11 protein-coding genes are annotated in these 15,807 nt (G+C 69.2%); 3 read left to right on the forward strand and 8 right to left on the reverse strand.

What is annotated here, in order from left to right; genetic code table 11:
• Positions 1-247: 247 nt before the first annotated feature.
• Together ADL01_RS37885 and ADL01_RS37895 are read right to left on the reverse strand one after the other, a co-directional pair.
• Complete coding sequence (locus ADL01_RS37885; RefSeq protein ID WP_159049741.1) at positions 248-3,343, reverse strand: FG-GAP-like repeat-containing protein; 3,096 nt, start codon at positions 3,341-3,343, stop codon at positions 248-250.
• 611 nt (positions 3,344-3,954) lie between these two features.
• Complete coding sequence (locus ADL01_RS37895) at positions 3,955-6,918, reverse strand: SpoIIE family protein phosphatase (protein ID WP_053746619.1); 2,964 nt, start codon at positions 6,916-6,918, stop codon at positions 3,955-3,957.
• Positions 6,919-7,115: 197 nt separating this feature from the next.
• Between ADL01_RS37895 and rutA the strand changes: the two genes are divergently transcribed.
• The gene (gene rutA, locus ADL01_RS37900) at positions 7,116-8,198 is read left to right on the forward strand and encodes a pyrimidine utilization protein A (protein ID WP_053746620.1); all 1,083 of its coding nucleotides are present in this window, start codon (positions 7,116-7,118) and stop codon (positions 8,196-8,198) included.
• The gene (locus ADL01_RS37905; RefSeq protein ID WP_053746621.1) at positions 8,195-8,890 is read left to right on the forward strand and encodes an isochorismatase family protein; all 696 of its coding nucleotides are present in this window, start codon (positions 8,195-8,197) and stop codon (positions 8,888-8,890) included. The genes rutA and ADL01_RS37905 overlap by 4 nt, the downstream gene beginning before the upstream one ends.
• 103 nt (positions 8,891-8,993) lie before the next feature.
• On the opposite strand, the gene ADL01_RS37910 is transcribed toward ADL01_RS37905, so the two are convergent.
• Positions 8,994-9,224 carry a hypothetical protein gene (locus tag ADL01_RS37910; RefSeq protein ID WP_053746622.1) on the reverse strand — a complete coding sequence of 77 codons (231 nt, stop codon included), beginning with the start codon at positions 9,222-9,224 and terminating at the stop codon, positions 8,994-8,996.
• Positions 9,225-9,315: 91 nt separating this feature from the next.
• Positions 9,316-9,768: a DUF5707 domain-containing protein gene (locus tag ADL01_RS37915; protein WP_053746623.1), complete on the reverse strand. Its 453-nt coding sequence runs from the start codon at positions 9,766-9,768 to the stop codon at positions 9,316-9,318.
• Positions 9,769-10,158: 390 nt separating this feature from the next.
• On the opposite strand from ADL01_RS37915, the gene ADL01_RS37920 reads away from it, so the two are divergent.
• On the forward strand, positions 10,159-11,139 hold the full coding sequence (locus ADL01_RS37920) for a hypothetical protein (protein WP_053746624.1): 981 nt from the start codon (positions 10,159-10,161) through the stop codon (positions 11,137-11,139).
• Between the two features lie 54 nt (positions 11,140-11,193).
• Here ADL01_RS37920 and ADL01_RS37925 read toward each other — a convergent pair whose 3' ends face one another.
• The 4 genes from ADL01_RS37925 to ADL01_RS37940 all read right to left on the reverse strand — a co-directional run bounded on the left by ADL01_RS37925 (position 11,194) and on the right by ADL01_RS37940 (position 15,671).
• On the reverse strand, positions 11,194-12,306 hold the full coding sequence (locus ADL01_RS37925; RefSeq protein ID WP_053746625.1) for a hypothetical protein: 1,113 nt from the start codon (positions 12,304-12,306) through the stop codon (positions 11,194-11,196).
• A 112-nt stretch (positions 12,307-12,418) separates the two neighbouring features.
• On the reverse strand, positions 12,419-13,357 hold the full coding sequence (locus ADL01_RS37930; RefSeq protein WP_234354945.1) for a carbohydrate ABC transporter permease: 939 nt from the start codon (positions 13,355-13,357) through the stop codon (positions 12,419-12,421).
• A complete protein-coding gene (locus tag ADL01_RS37935) occupies positions 13,354-14,364 on the reverse strand; it encodes a carbohydrate ABC transporter permease (RefSeq protein ID WP_234354946.1) in 1,011 nt (336 codons plus the stop codon). The genes ADL01_RS37930 and ADL01_RS37935 overlap by 4 nt, the downstream gene beginning before the upstream one ends.
• Complete coding sequence (locus ADL01_RS37940; RefSeq protein ID WP_107091107.1) at positions 14,361-15,671, reverse strand: ABC transporter substrate-binding protein; 1,311 nt, start codon at positions 15,669-15,671, stop codon at positions 14,361-14,363. The genes ADL01_RS37935 and ADL01_RS37940 overlap by 4 nt, the downstream gene beginning before the upstream one ends.
• Positions 15,672-15,807 lie beyond the last annotated feature (136 nt).

Consider the following 15,807-nt stretch of genomic DNA (forward strand, 5'->3'; position numbering starts at 1 on the left):
GGATGGGAGTGGGGATGGGAGTGGGGTGTGTGGGGGTTCTGGGGTGCAGGCGACCTCTGTTCTTGTTGATATTTCAATTTCATCTTGGGAGACGTTTGTTTTCTGTGGGAGGCCGCGCGGGAACGTTCACGTTTCTTCACGCGAAGCCGGACACTGCCGGGACGCCGAAGGGCCCCATCGCTCCGCTGTTCGCGGCGCGATGGGGCCCTTCGACGTTGCCAGGAGGCTCAGTACAGCTCAGTCCTGCTCAGTACAGGCCGGTGTAGCCGCTCCAGCCCGTGGAGATACGGGACTTCGTACCGAAGGTGGCCGATGCCGTGCCGTTCCAGCGCCACAGGGCGCCCGCGCGGTCACGGCCGACGAGGTCGGGGCGGCCGTCGCCGGTCAGGTCGCCGGGGACCGCCAGGGCGTTGACGGTGATGCCGCCGGCGATCCGGGTCCGGCTGCCGAAGGCACCCCTGCCGTTGCCGAGCCAGCGCCACAGGACGCCCGCGCGGTCCAGGCCGACCATGTCGCCGATGCCGTCGCCGTTCAGGTCGCCCGCGCCGGTCAGGCGGGTGTAGCCGCCCTGGCCCGCGACCAGCCGGACCCGTGCGGTCAGGCCGCCCTGGCCGTCGTCGGAGTAGCGCCACAGCACACCGGACCTGTCGCGGGCGATCAGGTCGGCGCGGCCGTCGCCGGTCAGGTCGCCGGGGGAGGTCAGCACGTCGTAGCCGCCGAAACCGGTGCCGAGCAGACGGTGCTGGCTCCTCGGTGTGAACGCTCGCCCGCAGGTGCCGTCGTACCGGCTCAGCCGGCCGGTGGAGTCCCGGACGAGGAGGTCGTTGCACGCGTCGCCGCTCGGGTCGCCGAACGGCACGAAGGTCGACGTGGTGGGCCAGCCACTGCCCACCACCTTGTGCGCGCTGTCGATCGTGCCGCGCCCGGTGCCGGGCTGGATCGCCAGCCGGCCGGCGCTGTCGAAGGTGAGCAGGTCGCCGATGCCGTCGGCGCTGAAGTCGTGGCGCTCCACCGACCGTACCGGCACCTGCTTGTCGTAGATGAGCGTGTCCGTGGTCGTGCCGTTCGCGGCCTTGGCGGTCAGGCGTATCCGGTAGGTACCGGTGCGGACCCTCGCCCCGTTCTCGGCGCGTCCGTCCCAGGTGGCGGTGAGTTTCCCGCGCGCGGGACCGCCGGTGACGGTTCGTACGGCGGCGCCGCCGGAGGTGGTGACGGTCAGCTTCCAGCTCTCGGCCGGCCTGTTCAGGTACCAGACGCCCTGGAAGCCGCCGCCTCGGCGCAGGTCGACGGAGGCGGGGACGGAGGCGTCGGTCGCCGCGAGCGGGGACAGGGCCACCTGCGGCCATTTCACCGTCACGTCACCGGACGCCGTCTGGTAGGCGACCGGACCGCCGAACGGGTCCACGTTCCAGAACCGGCCGCGACGGTCGGCGGGGGCGAACGCCGGGGACGGCAGCGGGCCGAGTTCCTGGGTACTGACCCGGACGGCGGGGACCGCGTCGCGCAGGTAGGTGATCAGCAGTTTGCCGGCGTCGTCGTCCTGGGAGACCACGTAGCCGTCGGCCAGCCGCGCGTAGCCCCGCGGTACGTCCTGCTCCAGACCGGTGTTCTGGTCGAAAACGCTCGCGTCGCCGTCCGGCCCGCAGGACGAGTAGACGTACTGGCCCACCACCTGCAGTTCGGACGGGAGGCAGGAGCCGACCACCCGGCTTTCCAGCCGTCGCATCGACGGCAGCGAGAAGCTCTGGAACACGGTCGAGCCCTGTGCGTCCTTCCCGGCCGTCCACAGCGTGTTCCCCCACAGGGCGGAGGCCGCCCACGAGCCGGTGGCCAGCACCTTGTCCCCGGCCCGCACCTCCTGAGTGCCCCTGGCCGCGCGGACCACTTGGTACGAGGCGGACGCCGCCACGACACTCGGCCCGTCCGACGGATGGACGATTCCGCCCGTGCCGGTGCCGATGAGCCGCAGGCACTCCCCGTAGCAGTCCAGGTGGTAGCTGTGGTCGCCGTCGTCCACCTGGTACCCGAGGTCGCCCAGATCCTCGGGCGGGGCGGCGGTCAGCGTGCCGTCGGACGCCAGGGTGAGCGCGGTGCCGGTGAGATGGGTGCCGTCGTACGGGTCGGGCGCGTCCGCGCGTTCGGTGCCGAGCAGCACCCGCCCCTGGTCGACCGCGATGCCGCCGGCCTCGTACACCGAGACGGCGGGCAGCGATGCCACCGGCTCGAACGCCGGGACGCCGTCCGCGCCCAGGGTGACGCGCTGGACCGCCCAGTGCTCCGCGTCCGTGCCGCCCTCGATGGAGAAGCTGCCGTCGTCGCCGTCGACGAATTTGCCGGACGAGGCGGCCAGCAGCGTCCGCGTCGGGCCGCCGGTCACCGGTACGGCGCGGATCGTGTTCTTGCCGGTGTCGGGGTACAGCAGCCAGTCGCCGATCGCGCGGGCCTTGAGGCGGGCGTCTTCCGGAATGTCGATCAGGTGACCGGGGGCCGTCGGGTGCGCGCGGTCGATGACGTACAGCCTCGTGTTCCTGAACTGCTTGTCCACCGCGAAGAAGATCACCGTGTCGCCGGCCAGGTGCGGGTATTCCAGGACACCGAAGTCGTCACTCGGTACGTAGGTCAGCGCGGCGCTGTCGAAGTCGAGCAGCGCGGTGCGCCAGGGGGCGTGGTCGTCGGCCGGCTTGTACCAGAACGCGGCTCCCCGGGTGTCCGACGCCTCTTCGAGCATCCACCCGTTGAAGTCGTCCGCCACACCGGTCACCGGCCGGTCGACCGGCTTGCCGCCGCCCGCCGGCATCTCCAGCAGGTGGAGCGTCCACTTCCCGCCGACCTGGCGGGAGACCAGCAGGCGGTTCTCGGCGAAGACCCGGGTGACCCGGTCACCGGCCGGCACGTAGAACCGCGTCACCTTGTCGGTGGCGTAGTGCCGGATCTGGTAGACGTTCGTCGTCTGCGGGACCTTCTCCAGCCCGAGGCCGCCGTTGTAGGCGGTCGCGTAGGCGCGGTACGGGATGTCCCTGGTCGAGCCGTCGCGACCGGTCCACCTCGCGAGACCGTACGGGCTCGGTACGGACAGGTACCCGGAGTTGTCGGCGGCGGCCAGGAACGCCTGCCGTGGTGCGGCCCGGTGTGCGCCGGTCAGCGTGACGGACGGCATGGCCCCGCCGTCCGCCGCGACGGCAGGCCCCGCCGCGAACTGCAGCAGCCCGGCCACCACCGCCAAGGCCGCGGCGACCGAGACCGCCCCGGTGGTCGTCGACCGCGCTCGGTTCGGCGCCGTGCGCGCAGTCGTGCCTCTCGTACGCGGTGTCGTGCCTCTCGTACGCAGTGTCATGCGTTTCATGCGTCCCACCCCTGTGTGTCGTCCCCTGTAGGTGCTCGGCCGTGTGCGGTGACCGGCCGTCAGGTCGGCCGTCGGCACATCCGCCTTGTCAGACTCACGCCACGGCACATGCGTTGTACGACGGCAGGTGAACGTCGAAATCCACGGATGAAGGGGGCGTAATCGGCCGAATTCGACCGCGAGCGGGGCGCTGGGCCCTCCGGGTGGTGACGATGGGTGGGTATGGGGCACCTTCGGCCGGAGAAGTGAGGGCGAATGGGTAAGCAGGTCAAGTGCGGGTCGACCCAGACCACTACAGGCAAGCGGTGCCCGAAACCGGCGATGATCGGCTACTCCCGCTGCCAGTTGCACCGGGGCGAGTGGACACCGCAGCAGCAGAAGAAGACGAAGCCCTCCCCCTATCTCCTACAGAGGGTCGAACGGGGGCGCGAGTTCGCTCGGGAACCTGTGATTCGGCGCGATTCAGCACCCTTAGGGGCGCGGGGAACTGCGCGACAAGCCCCCACCGGCCCGCACAGAAGGGGCGCGGGGAACTGCGCGACAAGCCCCCACCGACCCGCAGGGACCCAGATGCCCCAGATATCCCATTTACCCCGGATCCCCCGGAGGGCTCAGCTCAAATCACCTAACCCTCTCAACTCCTCAATGTCATCGAACTCCCCCGCCCCCAAAAACATCAACTCCAAGGCGTCCTCCCCCACATCCCCCCGCCCACCCTCCGGAGGATGCAACGCCTGCTCCGTCCAGATGCACTTACCGGTCGGCGTATAACGCGTCCCCCACCGCTGCGAGAGCGCGGTGATCAGCTGCAGCCCCCGACCGCCCTCGTCCGTCTCCGTCGCCCGGCGGATACGGGGCATGGTCAGGCTGCCGTCGAAGACCTCGCAGATCAGCTCGGCGCCGTGCAGCAGGCGGAGTCGGACGGGGCCCTTGGCATGCCGTACGACGTTGCCGACCAGCTCGCTGGCCAGGAGTTCCGTGGTGGGCGTGAGGTCGGCCAGGCCCCAGGCGGACAGTTGTTCGCGGACGTGGCGGCGGGCCTGGCCGGCCGCCCTCGGGTCATCGGGCAGCGGCCAGGACGCGACCCGGTCGCCGGTGAGCGCGTGCAGCCGGGCGACGAGGAGCGCCGCGTCGTCCGCGCTCGGCTGCTCGGCGGGGAGCAGCCCCGTGGTGAGCGTGTCGCAGAGGCCTTCGAGGTCCCCTTCCGTACCGGCCTCGTACGCACCCCGCAGCAGGCGCGCCAGTTCGCCCATGCCCTCGTCGATCTCCCGCTTCGACGACTCGACGAGACCGTCCGTGTACAGCACCAGCAGGCTGCCCTCGGGAACCTTCAACTCGACGGTCTCGAAGGGGGGTTCGGCCGCGCCGAGGGGCGGGTCGGCGGTGAGGGCCGGGAAGTACACGGTGCCGTCGGGGTGGACGACCGCCGGCGGGGGATGGCCGGCGCGGGTGATGGAGCAGGTCTGGGTGATGGAGTCGTAGAGTGCGTACAGGCAGGTGGCGTACGACTCCTCGCCCATGTTGCCGACGATGTCGTTGAGGTGGCTCATGATCTCGTCGGGGGGCAGCTCGAGGTCGGCGAGGGTGTGGACGGCGGTGCGCAGCCGGCCCATGGTGGCCGCCTGGGGCAGGCCGTGGCCCATGACGTCGCCGACGACGAGGGCGACCTGGCCGCCGGAGAGCGGGATGATGTCGTACCAGTCGCCGCCGACGCCCATGCCCTGGGCGGCGGGGAGGTAGCGGGCGGCGGCCGTGCAGGCGGCCAGGTCGGGCAACTCGCGTGGCAGCAGGCCGCGTTGGAGTTCGCGGGAGCGGCTGTACTCGGCGTCGTAGAGGCGGGCGCGGTCCAGGGCCTGGGCGACGAGGGCGCTGATCGTGGTGAGGAGGGTGCGTTCCTCGTCGGTGAGACGGCGCGGGCGGTCGAAGGTGACCACGCAGACGCCGAAGGTGTTGCCGGACGCGGTCAACGGCAGGAAGGCCCAGGCCTCTTGAGCGGCGCGTGCGGGCATGCCGACCAGGTGGGGATAGCCGGCGACGAACTCCGCCGAGGACGACAGGAAGACGGGGGTCTCGGTCGAGATCGCGTCGTGGCAGGGCCGGTTGGGGGTCAGTGGCCGGTTGGCGATCTCGGCGAGGAAGTCCTTCGGGTAGCCGATGGCTCCGACGGTGCAGAGACGGTCGTCCTCGATGGTCTGGACGGCGAGGCCGCTGGCGGCGAACGGCGGCAGTACGCGCCGGGCGACCGCTTCGACGACGTCCCGCGAGGTGGTCGCCTTGGCGAGGGCGGCGGTCAACTCCGCTATGCGGGCCGCGCGTTCGGACGCGGCGCGTTCGGCGATCCGCCGCTCCTCCTCGTGCCGCCGCTTCTCGGTGACGTCCTGGAGGTAGAGGGTGCGGCCGTCGGGGCCCGGCACCAGCCGCAGGTGGTAGCGCAGGCCGGTGCCGGGCACGCGTATGTCGAAGCCGGTCGGCTTGTCCTCGGCGGCGGCCTTCCGGCAGCGTCTCTCCAGGCCGGGCAGCTCCCGCACGGTCGGCAGGTCCCACAGGACGCGCCCGAACAGTTCCGCCTCGGAGAGGTCGAGGGTGCGTTCGGCCTCGAGGTTGGCGAAGGTGATCCGCCAGTCGTCGTCGACCGCGAGGAACCCGTCGCTCATGTGCCGCAGGGCGCGGCCGAGCGCGTCCCGGGCGGTACGTGACTCGTTGCTGTTCCAGCCCATGCCGATCATGCGCAGGGGCTCGCCGTTCTCGTCGTACGTCGCCCGGCCGCGCGCCTGGTGCCAGCCGTACGTGCCGTCCAGGCCCCGTACGCGGTACTCGGCCTCGAACACGGTGTGGCCGCGAATGGCCCGGTCGACGAGGGCCAGAGTCGGCCCCAGATCATCGGGGTGGACGCAGCGCATCCAGTTCTCGACGCGTGCGGTGTACTCCTCGGGGCGGGTGCCGTACAGCTCCATCGCGGCTTCGTCCCAGATCAGTTCGCCGTTGGCGATGTGCCAGTCCCAGGACCCGACCCGGACCTCCTTCAGCGCCTGGCGCAGCCGGTCGCCGCTCATCTCCGAGTGCACGGGACCGGCCGGGAGGGGCGCCTGTTCCATGCGTTCCTCGGTCCAGGCGACGACTTCGCGCAGGAACTGCCAGTGGGCGGACGTCGGTTCACCGTTTTTGCCCGTGATGACGGTGAGGGCGCCGATGCTGCGTTCGTCGCGGATCACGGGCACGGCGGCGAGTCCGCTGCCGGGGATGGGCGCGCGGGACGGGCAGATGGGAACGTCGGGGTCGGCGCGGTCGGCCGCCGCCCCGGGTATCCACACCCCCTTGCCCGTGCGGTCACCCTCGTGCAGGGCGCGGGCGGGGGCCAGCGGGCCCTCCTGGTCGATGATCTCCCAGGGGCCGGTGAGAGCGGTGGGCAGGCCGGTGGCCGACACCAGGCGCAGGGCCGACATGGGGCCACGGAGGTGAATCGTTCCTCCGAGCGCGCCCAGCTCGGCCACCGAGTGCTGGAGCGCAAGCCGGAAGACCTCGCTCTCGGCGACACCGGGGTCCACCGAGCCGAGCAGTGCCAGCCGTTCGTTCATACTTGAAGTTTTACCGTTCAGAAGGCTCCTCAAGCGAGACTTTGCAGGAATCTCACGTTCAACTCTGGCCGCCTTCACCGATCTGAAAGAACGTCAATCTGCGTGTTTTCAAGGCAGGTTGTGTGGCAAACCGGCCGCCGCCGCCCCCATATGGGGTGTCGTTGAAGGACAGTTGAGTTTTGAACGTAAGGAGTGGCATGGACATCGGCGTTTTCATCCCCATCGGCAACAACGGCTGGCTGATCTCGAAGAGTTCGCCCCAGTACATGCCGAGCTTCGATCTCAACAAGGCGATCGTGCAGAAGGCCGAGGCGCACGACCTCGACTTCGCCCTCTCCATGATCAAACTGAAGGGCTTCGGCGGCGAGACGGAGTTCTGGGACCACAACCTGGAGTCGTTCACGCTGATGGCGGGCCTGGCGGCCGTCACCGACCGCATCAAGCTCTACGCCTCGACGCCGATCCTGGCCCTGCCGCCGGCCATCGTCGCCCGAATGGCGGTCACGGTCGACTCGATCGCCCCCGGCCGCTTCGGCATCAACATCGTGACCGGCTGGGCCCCCGGCGAGTACTCCCAGATGGGCCTGTGGCCCGGCGACGACCACTTCGGCAACCGCTACGCGCGCGCCGTCGAGTACGTCACCGTGATGAAGGACCTGTGGCGCGACGGCGTCAGCAACTTCAAGGGCGAGTTCTACGAGATGGACGACTGCGTCCTCTCCCCGCGCCCGGCGAACGGGCACATCGACATCGTCGCCGCCGGCCAGAGCGGCACCGGCATGAAGTTCGCCGCGGAGCACGCCGAGTACAACTTCGTCCTGGGCAGCGGCGTCAACACCCCGACCGCCCTGTCGGGCAGCACGGCGACGCTGGTGGCGGAGGCGGAACGCACGGGCCGGGACGTGGGAGCCCTGTCCCTGTTCATGATCATCGCGGCCGGGTCGGACGCCGAGGCCCAGGCCAAGTGGCAGGACTACCACGACAACGCCGACCGCGCGGCGCTGGCGTACATGGCCGGTGAGACGGACGCGGACACGACGTCCACGGGAACCTCGACGGCGCGGACGATCGCGCTGCCGGAGGGCGCGGTCAACTTCAACATGGGGACGCTGGTCGGCTCGTACGAGAGCGTGGCGCGGATGCTCGACGAGGTCGCCGAGGTGGCGGGCACCAAGGGCATCATGCTGGTCTTCGACGACTTCCTCGAGGGCCTGGAGAACTTCGGGACACGCATCCAGCCGCTGATGAAGTCCCGTGCGGGCAGGGGGAGTTCGGCATGACTCCGGTCCCGGGCGGCGGGGCCGCGGGGGATCAGGAGGCGGACTACGAACGCGCGGGCCTGGCAGGGCGGTTGACCCCCGGCGCCGCCCCCGCCCTCCTCCTCGTGGACCCGGCCCGGGCGTACGTCGACCCTGCCTGTCCCCTCTACGCCGGGGCGGGCGCGGAGGGTGCCGCCGAGGCGATGAGGGGGCTGCTCGGCGTCGCCCGCCGGGCCGGAATCCCGGTGATCGTGACGCGCGTGACGCTGCGCCCCGACAGCGGCGACGGAGGCCTCTTCTACCGCAAGGTGCCGAGCCTGCGCGCGTTCGTGGAGGGCAGCCCGTACGCCGAGTTCATCGAGGGCCTGGCCCCGGCCGCCGACGAACTGACGGTGACGAAGCAGTACCCGAGCGCCTTCTTCGGCACCACCCTCTCCCCGTACCTCACCTCCCACGGCATCGACACCCTCCTCATCGCCGGCCTGACGACCAGCGGCTGCGTACGGGCCACGGCGCTCGACGCCATGCAGCACGGGTACGTCCCGGTGATCGTCGAGGAGGCGGTCGGGGACCGGGACGCGGGGGTCCACGCGGCGAATCTGTTCGACATCCGGCACAAGATCGGCGAGGTGTGGGGGATGGGGCGGGTGTCGGAGTACCTGGCCGGGGGCGGGGCTGAGGCGGGAGGGGACGCGGGAGGGGACGCACTGTGAGCGGGGGCGGAGCTGAGGCCCGACGGGGGGACGGACGTATGGTCGGCCGCCGATCCGGTGGGCCTGAGAGTGGCCGGCCGGTTCCGAGGCTCCTGCTCGGCGACTACTCGATGTACCCGGTCTCGGGGTCGACCTGCGGGAGGAAGTCCCGTATGGCCTCTTCGAGTTGGGCCCTTTCGACCGGCACCGGCGGGTGCGCGCTGAACCCGAACCCGTACTGGGGGTCGGGCCCGGTCAGCCAGGTGAGGTGGTAGCTGCCCGGACTGTCGTCCGGCTGGCTGACCTCGAACTCCTCGCCGTCGACCGACATCCGCCACGGCTCGTTCGCCGCCATCACACCCCTGCTTTCCTCAGCCCCGGAGACCGAAGACCGGAGCATGCGTGCCCTCCGCCGGCCACGCACCACGGTCACCCGCTCCTGCGGATCACGCAACCTTGAAGTCGGCCGCCTTGGTGACCAGCTTGGTGTCGCCGTGCTTCGAGGTGGCCAGGACGGCGACGTGCCACACACCACGCGGGGACGACGCTGCGTCGGCGCGGGTGACGGGGACGGTGTAGGTGCAGCGCACGGTGTCCCCACCTGACGGCTTGCACACGGCCGACTCCACGGAGGCCATGTCCTTGGCGGTCAGGCCCTTCTTGGCGAAGGGCGAGTCCGCCGGCCAGGCCAGGACCTTCACGTCCTTGACACCGGAGGACGTCGTGACGTCGGTGGTGAAGGTCAACGAACCGGCGCGGTCACCGACGGGGGCCGCGTAGCGGGCGGCGCTGTGCGCCACGGACGGAGGCTGCTCCCCGGCGTGGGCGAGAGCGAAGGCTCCGGCACCACCGAGGACGACGACACCGGCGGTCACGGCCAGAGCGGTACGACGCGACATGAGAATTCCCCCAGAGACCAGTTGGATCAGACCGGCGCCGCGCTCTCTTGGCCGCGCCGTTGCTCCGATCCTGGCCGCTCAGCTGCCGCCGGACATGAGCATCCATACTCAACTCCGGTCCGAGTAGGGGATGTCCGCGTGCGGTGAGTAGCGGGCAGAGGCGGGGGCCGGGTATCTGGTCCAGTTGCCGTTCCCGCTTCCGGAGGGAGGGACGCGGCGTTTGCCGGGGCCGCGAGCGACCCATTTCAGGGGCCTTCACTCCTCAGGGTGAACATCACCAACTTGGCTGATGCCATGCGTCGTTGTGCTCCTAGGCTCATAGCCGGACTGGTCCTGGCATGTGCCAACGGCAATGCCATTCCGCACGACCTCACACCTACAAGGACCCACATGGTCAGCGCGCCCCACGAGGCGATGCACCGCATCTTCCAGGAACACCCGGAGCTCTTCTCCCGGGTCGCCGAGGTACTGGGCTTCGAGTTCGCCCCGCCCGTCTCGGCCACCGTCCTGCCCACCGATCTCACCGAGATTCAGCCGGTCGAACGTCGCGTCGACACCCTGCTACGCCTTGAGACGGAGGACGACGAACCACTGATCCTCGCCATCGAGTCCCAGGGCGACAAGGATCCCCGCAAGCCTGCGAGCTGGGCGTACTACGCGGCCTTCCTGCTCGCGAAGTACCGGCTGCAGCCCATGCTGCTGGTTCTGTGCCAGGACCGCGCGACCGCCGAATGGGCAGCCCGCCCGGTCTCCTTCGGTCCTCGGCAGTGGCCCCTTCTCACCCTGCGCCCGATGGTCGCGGGCCCGCACAACATGCCGCTGATGACCAAACCCGCCGAGGTCCGCAAGAACCTCCAGCTCGCCACACTGGCCGCGATCACCCACGGCAAGAACCGGGACATCGGGGCCATACTCAAAGCGATGACGACCGTTCTGCGGGACGAGACGGACGACGTCAAGAACCCCATCATCGAATTCATCTCACAGGGCCTGGGCAAACTGCCCGCCGCAGCGCAATGGAGGACACTGGTGGCCGTGGACCTTTCTTTCTACAAGTCGCCCCTCTTCGAAGAGGTACGCGACGAAGCCCGAGCCAAGGCCATGGCCGAGGGCCTGGCTGAAGGCAAGGCCGAGGGCCTGGCTGAAGGCCTGGCTGAAGGCAAGGCCGAGGGCCTGGCTGAAGGCCTGGCTGAAGGCGAGCTGCAACGCGCCGCCGGCGACGTCCTGACCGTCCTCACCGAGCGCGGCATCGACGTCCCCGAGGACGCCCGTGAACGCATCACCGGCTGCGGCGACCTCGAGACCCTGAGCCGCTGGCTCCGACGCGCCGTCACCGCCCCCACGGTCGAGGACGTCTTCACGGACGACTGAGGGGCACGTCGGCATCCGCGACCGGCCGGGCGGCCGCGAACCTGTTCCCGCCGCTCAGCCAGTCGTCGTCAGGACCACCACCGTGACGAGCAGGGCGACGACGACCGCCGCCGACGCCATGCCCACGAGCCGGAGGACGCGCTGCCTCGCCGGCCGGCGGACGACCTTGAGGGTGGCGTCCTCCGGGCGTTCGGGGCAGGCGAAGTACACCCAGTCCGGGTCGGCGTCCACCGTGACGCGGGCGAGCGGCAGATGGCTGAGGGTCGCCCTGCGTGCCAACTCACTCTCCGCGAGGGCGAGTTTGGGTTCGACCCGGGTACGGAGGGGTTCCGGCAGGTCGGCCGGCAGCTTGTCGATGGCGTTGTTCAGGTGTGCCCTGCGCCAGCCGGCCCGGGAGGTCGGCCACCGAAGATGGAGCGGGGCCCGGACCTGTTCCTGGTCCGACTCCACGGGGTGGGTGATGACGGCCTCGATGAACGTGGTGAAGAACCCTGTGCCACCGCACGGCTTGTGCTCCAGGCGTTTCGCACCCTTGCACGCGCCGCAGGGACCGCGTCCCTTCCCGTTGCAGACCGGGCAGGTCATCGTCTGGGAGCCGACGCACTTGGGACAGGCCACGTCGCGCTCGCCGCAGCGCCTGCACCAGTCGGTCCTGGTTTTCCCCCGGCCCTGAGGGTTCGCGGGCGGCTTCCGGCTGCCCCTGTTACGCGTGCCGCCGCACGACCAGCACGCGTCGGACCCACCGCCGCAGCCGTCGCACGTCACCGCCTTCGGGCAGACCTGCGTGCCGCTCCCGCCACAGGTATCGCAGTCGCGTTTCCCGGCGGCGCAGTCCGGACACGGCACCTCGGCGACCGAGCCCGCGAGCACCAGTTTCACCGGCGGTGAAGGGAGGAAGCCGGAGGGCACCGGAACGTGATGGGTGGCGAGGTCGGTGTAGGTCGGCCGCCTGGAAATCTGCTTCAGCTTCTTTCCCGGCACCCTCCGCGGCACACCCGGGAGCCGCTCCTCGAACCGCCGGTCGATACGGAAGTCGAGCAGCGGCTCCCGGGACAGCTCGGCGGTACCGGGAGCCACCAGCCGTGCCGGGTTGCCCCGCCCGGCGAGGTAGCGCTCGACTGCCTGGAGCATCTCTTCGTCGGACGGTTCGGACGGTGCCGTGGCCAACCCTGCTCCCCTGGTCGACGATCCAGGGAGCAGAGTACGAGTCACCTGATACCTCATCAAGAGGGCCTACGCGAGGGCCTATTGACTCCGTCTGACTCCGTGGGCGCGGGCGTCAGCCCTTGCTGGCTCCAAGGGTCAAGCCGCTGACGAACTGGCGTTGCAGTGTGAAGTAGACGATCAGGGTGGGGATCGCGGTCAGGAGCGCTCCGGCGGCGACCAGGTTGGGGTCGGTGAAGTACTGGCCGGAGAGGTTGTTGAGGGCCGAGGTGATCGGCATGTTCTCGCCGGTGGAGATCAGCACGATCGCCCAGAAGAAGTCGTTGTAGATCCAGATGGAGAGAAGGGTGGCCAGGGCCGCCATCGCCGGCCGGCACAGGGGCAGCACGATCTGCCAGTACATCCGCCACACGGAGGCGCCGTCGACGAGGGCGGCCTCGGTCAGCTCGTGCGGAAGCATCCGCATGTAGTTGGCGAGCACGAACGCGCAGAAGCCCGACTGGAACGCGATGTGGATGAGGACGAGGCCGAGCGCGGAGTCGTACAGCTTGCCGGACGCGGTGATTCCCGGCAGGTCGACGAGCAGGTAGAGGCGGTAGAGGGGGGTGATGATGACCTGCTGGGGAAGCAGGTTGCCGGCCGTGAACACCAGGAGCAGGGACAGGTTGACGCGGAAGTCGAAGCGGCTGACGTAGAAGGCGACCATCGACGACAGGAAGAGAGTGAGCAGCACCGCCGGTACGGCGATGATCAGCGTGTTCCCGAAGTAGTGCGTCATGTCCGACTGGGTGAACGCGTTCGTGAAGTTGGCGAGGCTCAGCTTGTCGGGCCAGGAGACGTAGCCCTTGGTGCTGGTCTCGGCGTAGGGGCGCAGGGCCGCGTACATCGCCCACAGCAGTGGCGCGAGCCAGGCCAGCGACGTGACGACGAGGAACGTGTGCAGCAGCACGCGGGCGGGGCGGACGGGGGCGCGCCGCCCCTTCACGGGGCCCTGTCTGGAGCCTTTCCCGGAGCCCTTTGCGGGCCCCCGCGCGGCCAGGGTGGGAGCGCTCATGCCCGTCGCTCCTTCCGGAAGGTGCTGACCAGATACGGGATGATCACGACGAGCGAGATCACCAGCAGGACGACGGCGATCGCGGACCCGTACCCGATACGGCTGGACTCGCCGATGATGTTGTTGGTGACCAGGATCGACAGCAGTTCGGTGCCCTGGGCGCCGCCGTTGAAGACGTACACGAGGTCGAAGGCGCGCAGCGATTCGATGATCGTGACGACCAGGACGATGGTGTTGGTGGGACGCAGGGTGGGGAAGATGACGTTCTTGAACGTCTGCCACTCATTGGCGCCGTCCAGCGAGGACGCCTCACGCAGCGACGGGTCGACACCCTTCAGACCGGCGAGGTAGAGGATCATCATGTAGCCGGTGTGCCGCCAGCAGGCGGCGACCAGGACGGCCCAGAGGTTGAGGTCGGGGTCGCCGATCCAGTCGATGTAGTGGCCGGGCCTGTTGGCGCCGATGAGGCTGTTGATCAGGCCCGTGTCCGGGTTGTAGACCAGCTGCCAGACGAATCCGGTGACCGCCAGCGACACCACGACCGGCAGGAAGAACGCCGTCTGGTAGACCCGGGTGAACCGGATGTTCTTGTCCAACTGCACGGCCAGGAACAGGCCCAGCGGGGTCGGGATCGCGATGAGGACGACGAACCAGACGACGTTGTGCTGGACGGCCGGCCAGAACTGCGGGTTGCTGTCGAAGAGTTCGCGGAAGTTCTGCAGCCCGACCCACTTGATGGCGTCGAAGCCGATGCCGTCCCAGGTGGTGAACGCCAGCGCGACCGAGGCGAACGCCGTCACCCACACGAGGGCGACGTGCAGCAGGGTCGGCAGGCCCGCCATGAAGCCCAGCGCGATCCTGTCCCGGCGGGTCAGCAACCGGCGGTGGCCGTAGGGGGGCTTCCGGCGCTGCGGGGACGAGGGGGCACGGGTACCGCCCGGAGGGGGCACCTCGGTCGCCCCCGGGACCGGGACCGGGATCACTGGAGTCGAATCGGAGGCGCTCATGAGGAGGCGAAGATCGTCTTCTTCTGACGCTCGATGGATGCGAGCAGACTGTCGACGCCCTTGGGATCCCGGATGAAGTTCTGCAGCGCCGGCTGCATCACCGTGGAGGTGAAGTCCGGGCGGCTGTCGCGGTCCATGAACTGGGTGAGGTGCTTCGCGCCGCTGATCATGTCGTAGGCCTTCTTCTGCAGAGGGCTGTACGAGGAGGTGTCGGCGGTGGTGGAGGCGGCGACCACGCTCGGGTCGGACTTGAGGTAGATCTGCTCGGCCTCCGGGGTGCCCAGGTACTCCAGCAGCTGGAGGGAACCGGCCTTGTTCTTCGGGGACTTGGCGAGCATGAAGCCGTCGGTGGGCGCCTCGACCGTGCTCTGCCCGAAGGAGGGGTCGATCTCGGGGAAGGCGAAGAAGTCGAGGTCGTCACGGTCGGTCGCATTCGTGAACTGCTGGCCCACGAAGGTGCCCACCAGATACATTCCGGCCTTCTTCGACACGAGCGTCTGCGCCGCGTCCTGCCAGGTACGACCGGTTGATCCCTCCTGGCTGTACGGAAGAATCTCAGCCCAGTTGTCGAAGGCCGCGCGAACCTTCGCATCGGTCCAGGATGCCTTTCCGGCCATCAGCTCGACGTGGAAGTCGTAGCCGTTGGTTCGGAAGTTGATCTGGTCGAAGGTGCCGAGCGCGGGCCAGGCGTCCTTGTCGCCGAAGGCGATCGGGATCAGGCCGTCCTTCTGCATCTGCCTGCACAGCGCGAGGAACTGCGCCCAGGTGGTGGGCACTTCGTAGCCGTGCTCCTTGAAGACACTCTTCCGGTAGAACACCGCCCAGGGGTACGTGTACAGCGGCACGAAGTAGTACTTGCCGTCCGCACCCTTGCTGAGCTGCTTCATCGCCTCCGGGAAGTTGCCCCCGATCTTCGTCCACACGTCGTCGATCGGTCCGGCCAGGCCCTTGCCCGCGAAGAACTGCATGCGGTAGCCCGCGAACCAGGTGAACACGTCGTCCGGGGTGCCCTGGAGGTAGGAGTTGATCTGCTCCTGGAACGTGTTGTGGTCCTTCGTGTTCACGTCGACCTTGATGCCGGTCTTCTTCGTGAACGCCGCGTAGATGTCGGCGAAGGCCTTCTTCGGAACCGCGTCCGACGAGTTGGACCCGAGGGTGACGGTCTTCGCGTCGGAACCCGAGTCGCCGCCGCCACACCCACTCAGCAGCGGCAGGCCGGCACCGAGCGCCGCCGCGCCGCCGATCCCACGCAACAGGGTGCGGCGGCTCGGATCAGGAACTGAGAGACCGGAGGAAGTGTGGCGCATGACGGCTCCTGAGGACAGACCCCCCGAAACGGGGAGCAAGGTCATGACTACGCTGGGCCCACGCCGATCCAAAACGATCAGAAATCAACGTGACAGAACATCGTGGCGGCAATGACAGCGGCTTGTTCGGCCCGTC

The organism is Streptomyces sp. NRRL WC-3618, assembly GCF_001280005.1.
Classification (GTDB): domain Bacteria; phylum Actinomycetota; class Actinomycetes; order Streptomycetales; family Streptomycetaceae; genus Streptomyces.

What these genes read in the sequence shown, in the direction of transcription:
- ADL01_RS37885 (WP_159049741.1), bottom strand. Translation starts at nt 3,343, where the DNA reads ATGAAACGCATGACACTGCGTACGAGAGGCACGACACCGCGTACGAGA.
- ADL01_RS37895 (WP_053746619.1), bottom strand. Translation starts at nt 6,918, where the DNA reads ATGAACGAACGGCTGGCACTGCTCGGCTCGGTGGACCCCGGTGTCGCC.
- rutA (WP_053746620.1), top strand. Translation starts at nt 7,116, where the DNA reads ATGGACATCGGCGTTTTCATCCCCATCGGCAACAACGGCTGGCTGATC.
- ADL01_RS37905 (WP_053746621.1), top strand. Translation starts at nt 8,195, where the DNA reads ATGACTCCGGTCCCGGGCGGCGGGGCCGCGGGGGATCAGGAGGCGGAC.
- ADL01_RS37910 (WP_053746622.1), bottom strand. Translation starts at nt 9,224, where the DNA reads ATGGCGGCGAACGAGCCGTGGCGGATGTCGGTCGACGGCGAGGAGTTC.
- ADL01_RS37915 (WP_053746623.1), bottom strand. Translation starts at nt 9,768, where the DNA reads ATGTCGCGTCGTACCGCTCTGGCCGTGACCGCCGGTGTCGTCGTCCTC.
- ADL01_RS37920 (WP_053746624.1), top strand. Translation starts at nt 10,159, where the DNA reads ATGGTCAGCGCGCCCCACGAGGCGATGCACCGCATCTTCCAGGAACAC.
- ADL01_RS37930 (WP_234354945.1), bottom strand. Translation starts at nt 13,357, where the DNA reads ATGAGCGCTCCCACCCTGGCCGCGCGGGGGCCCGCAAAGGGCTCCGGG.
- ADL01_RS37935 (WP_234354946.1), bottom strand. Translation starts at nt 14,364, where the DNA reads ATGAGCGCCTCCGATTCGACTCCAGTGATCCCGGTCCCGGTCCCGGGG.
- ADL01_RS37940 (WP_107091107.1), bottom strand. Translation starts at nt 15,671, where the DNA reads ATGCGCCACACTTCCTCCGGTCTCTCAGTTCCTGATCCGAGCCGCCGC.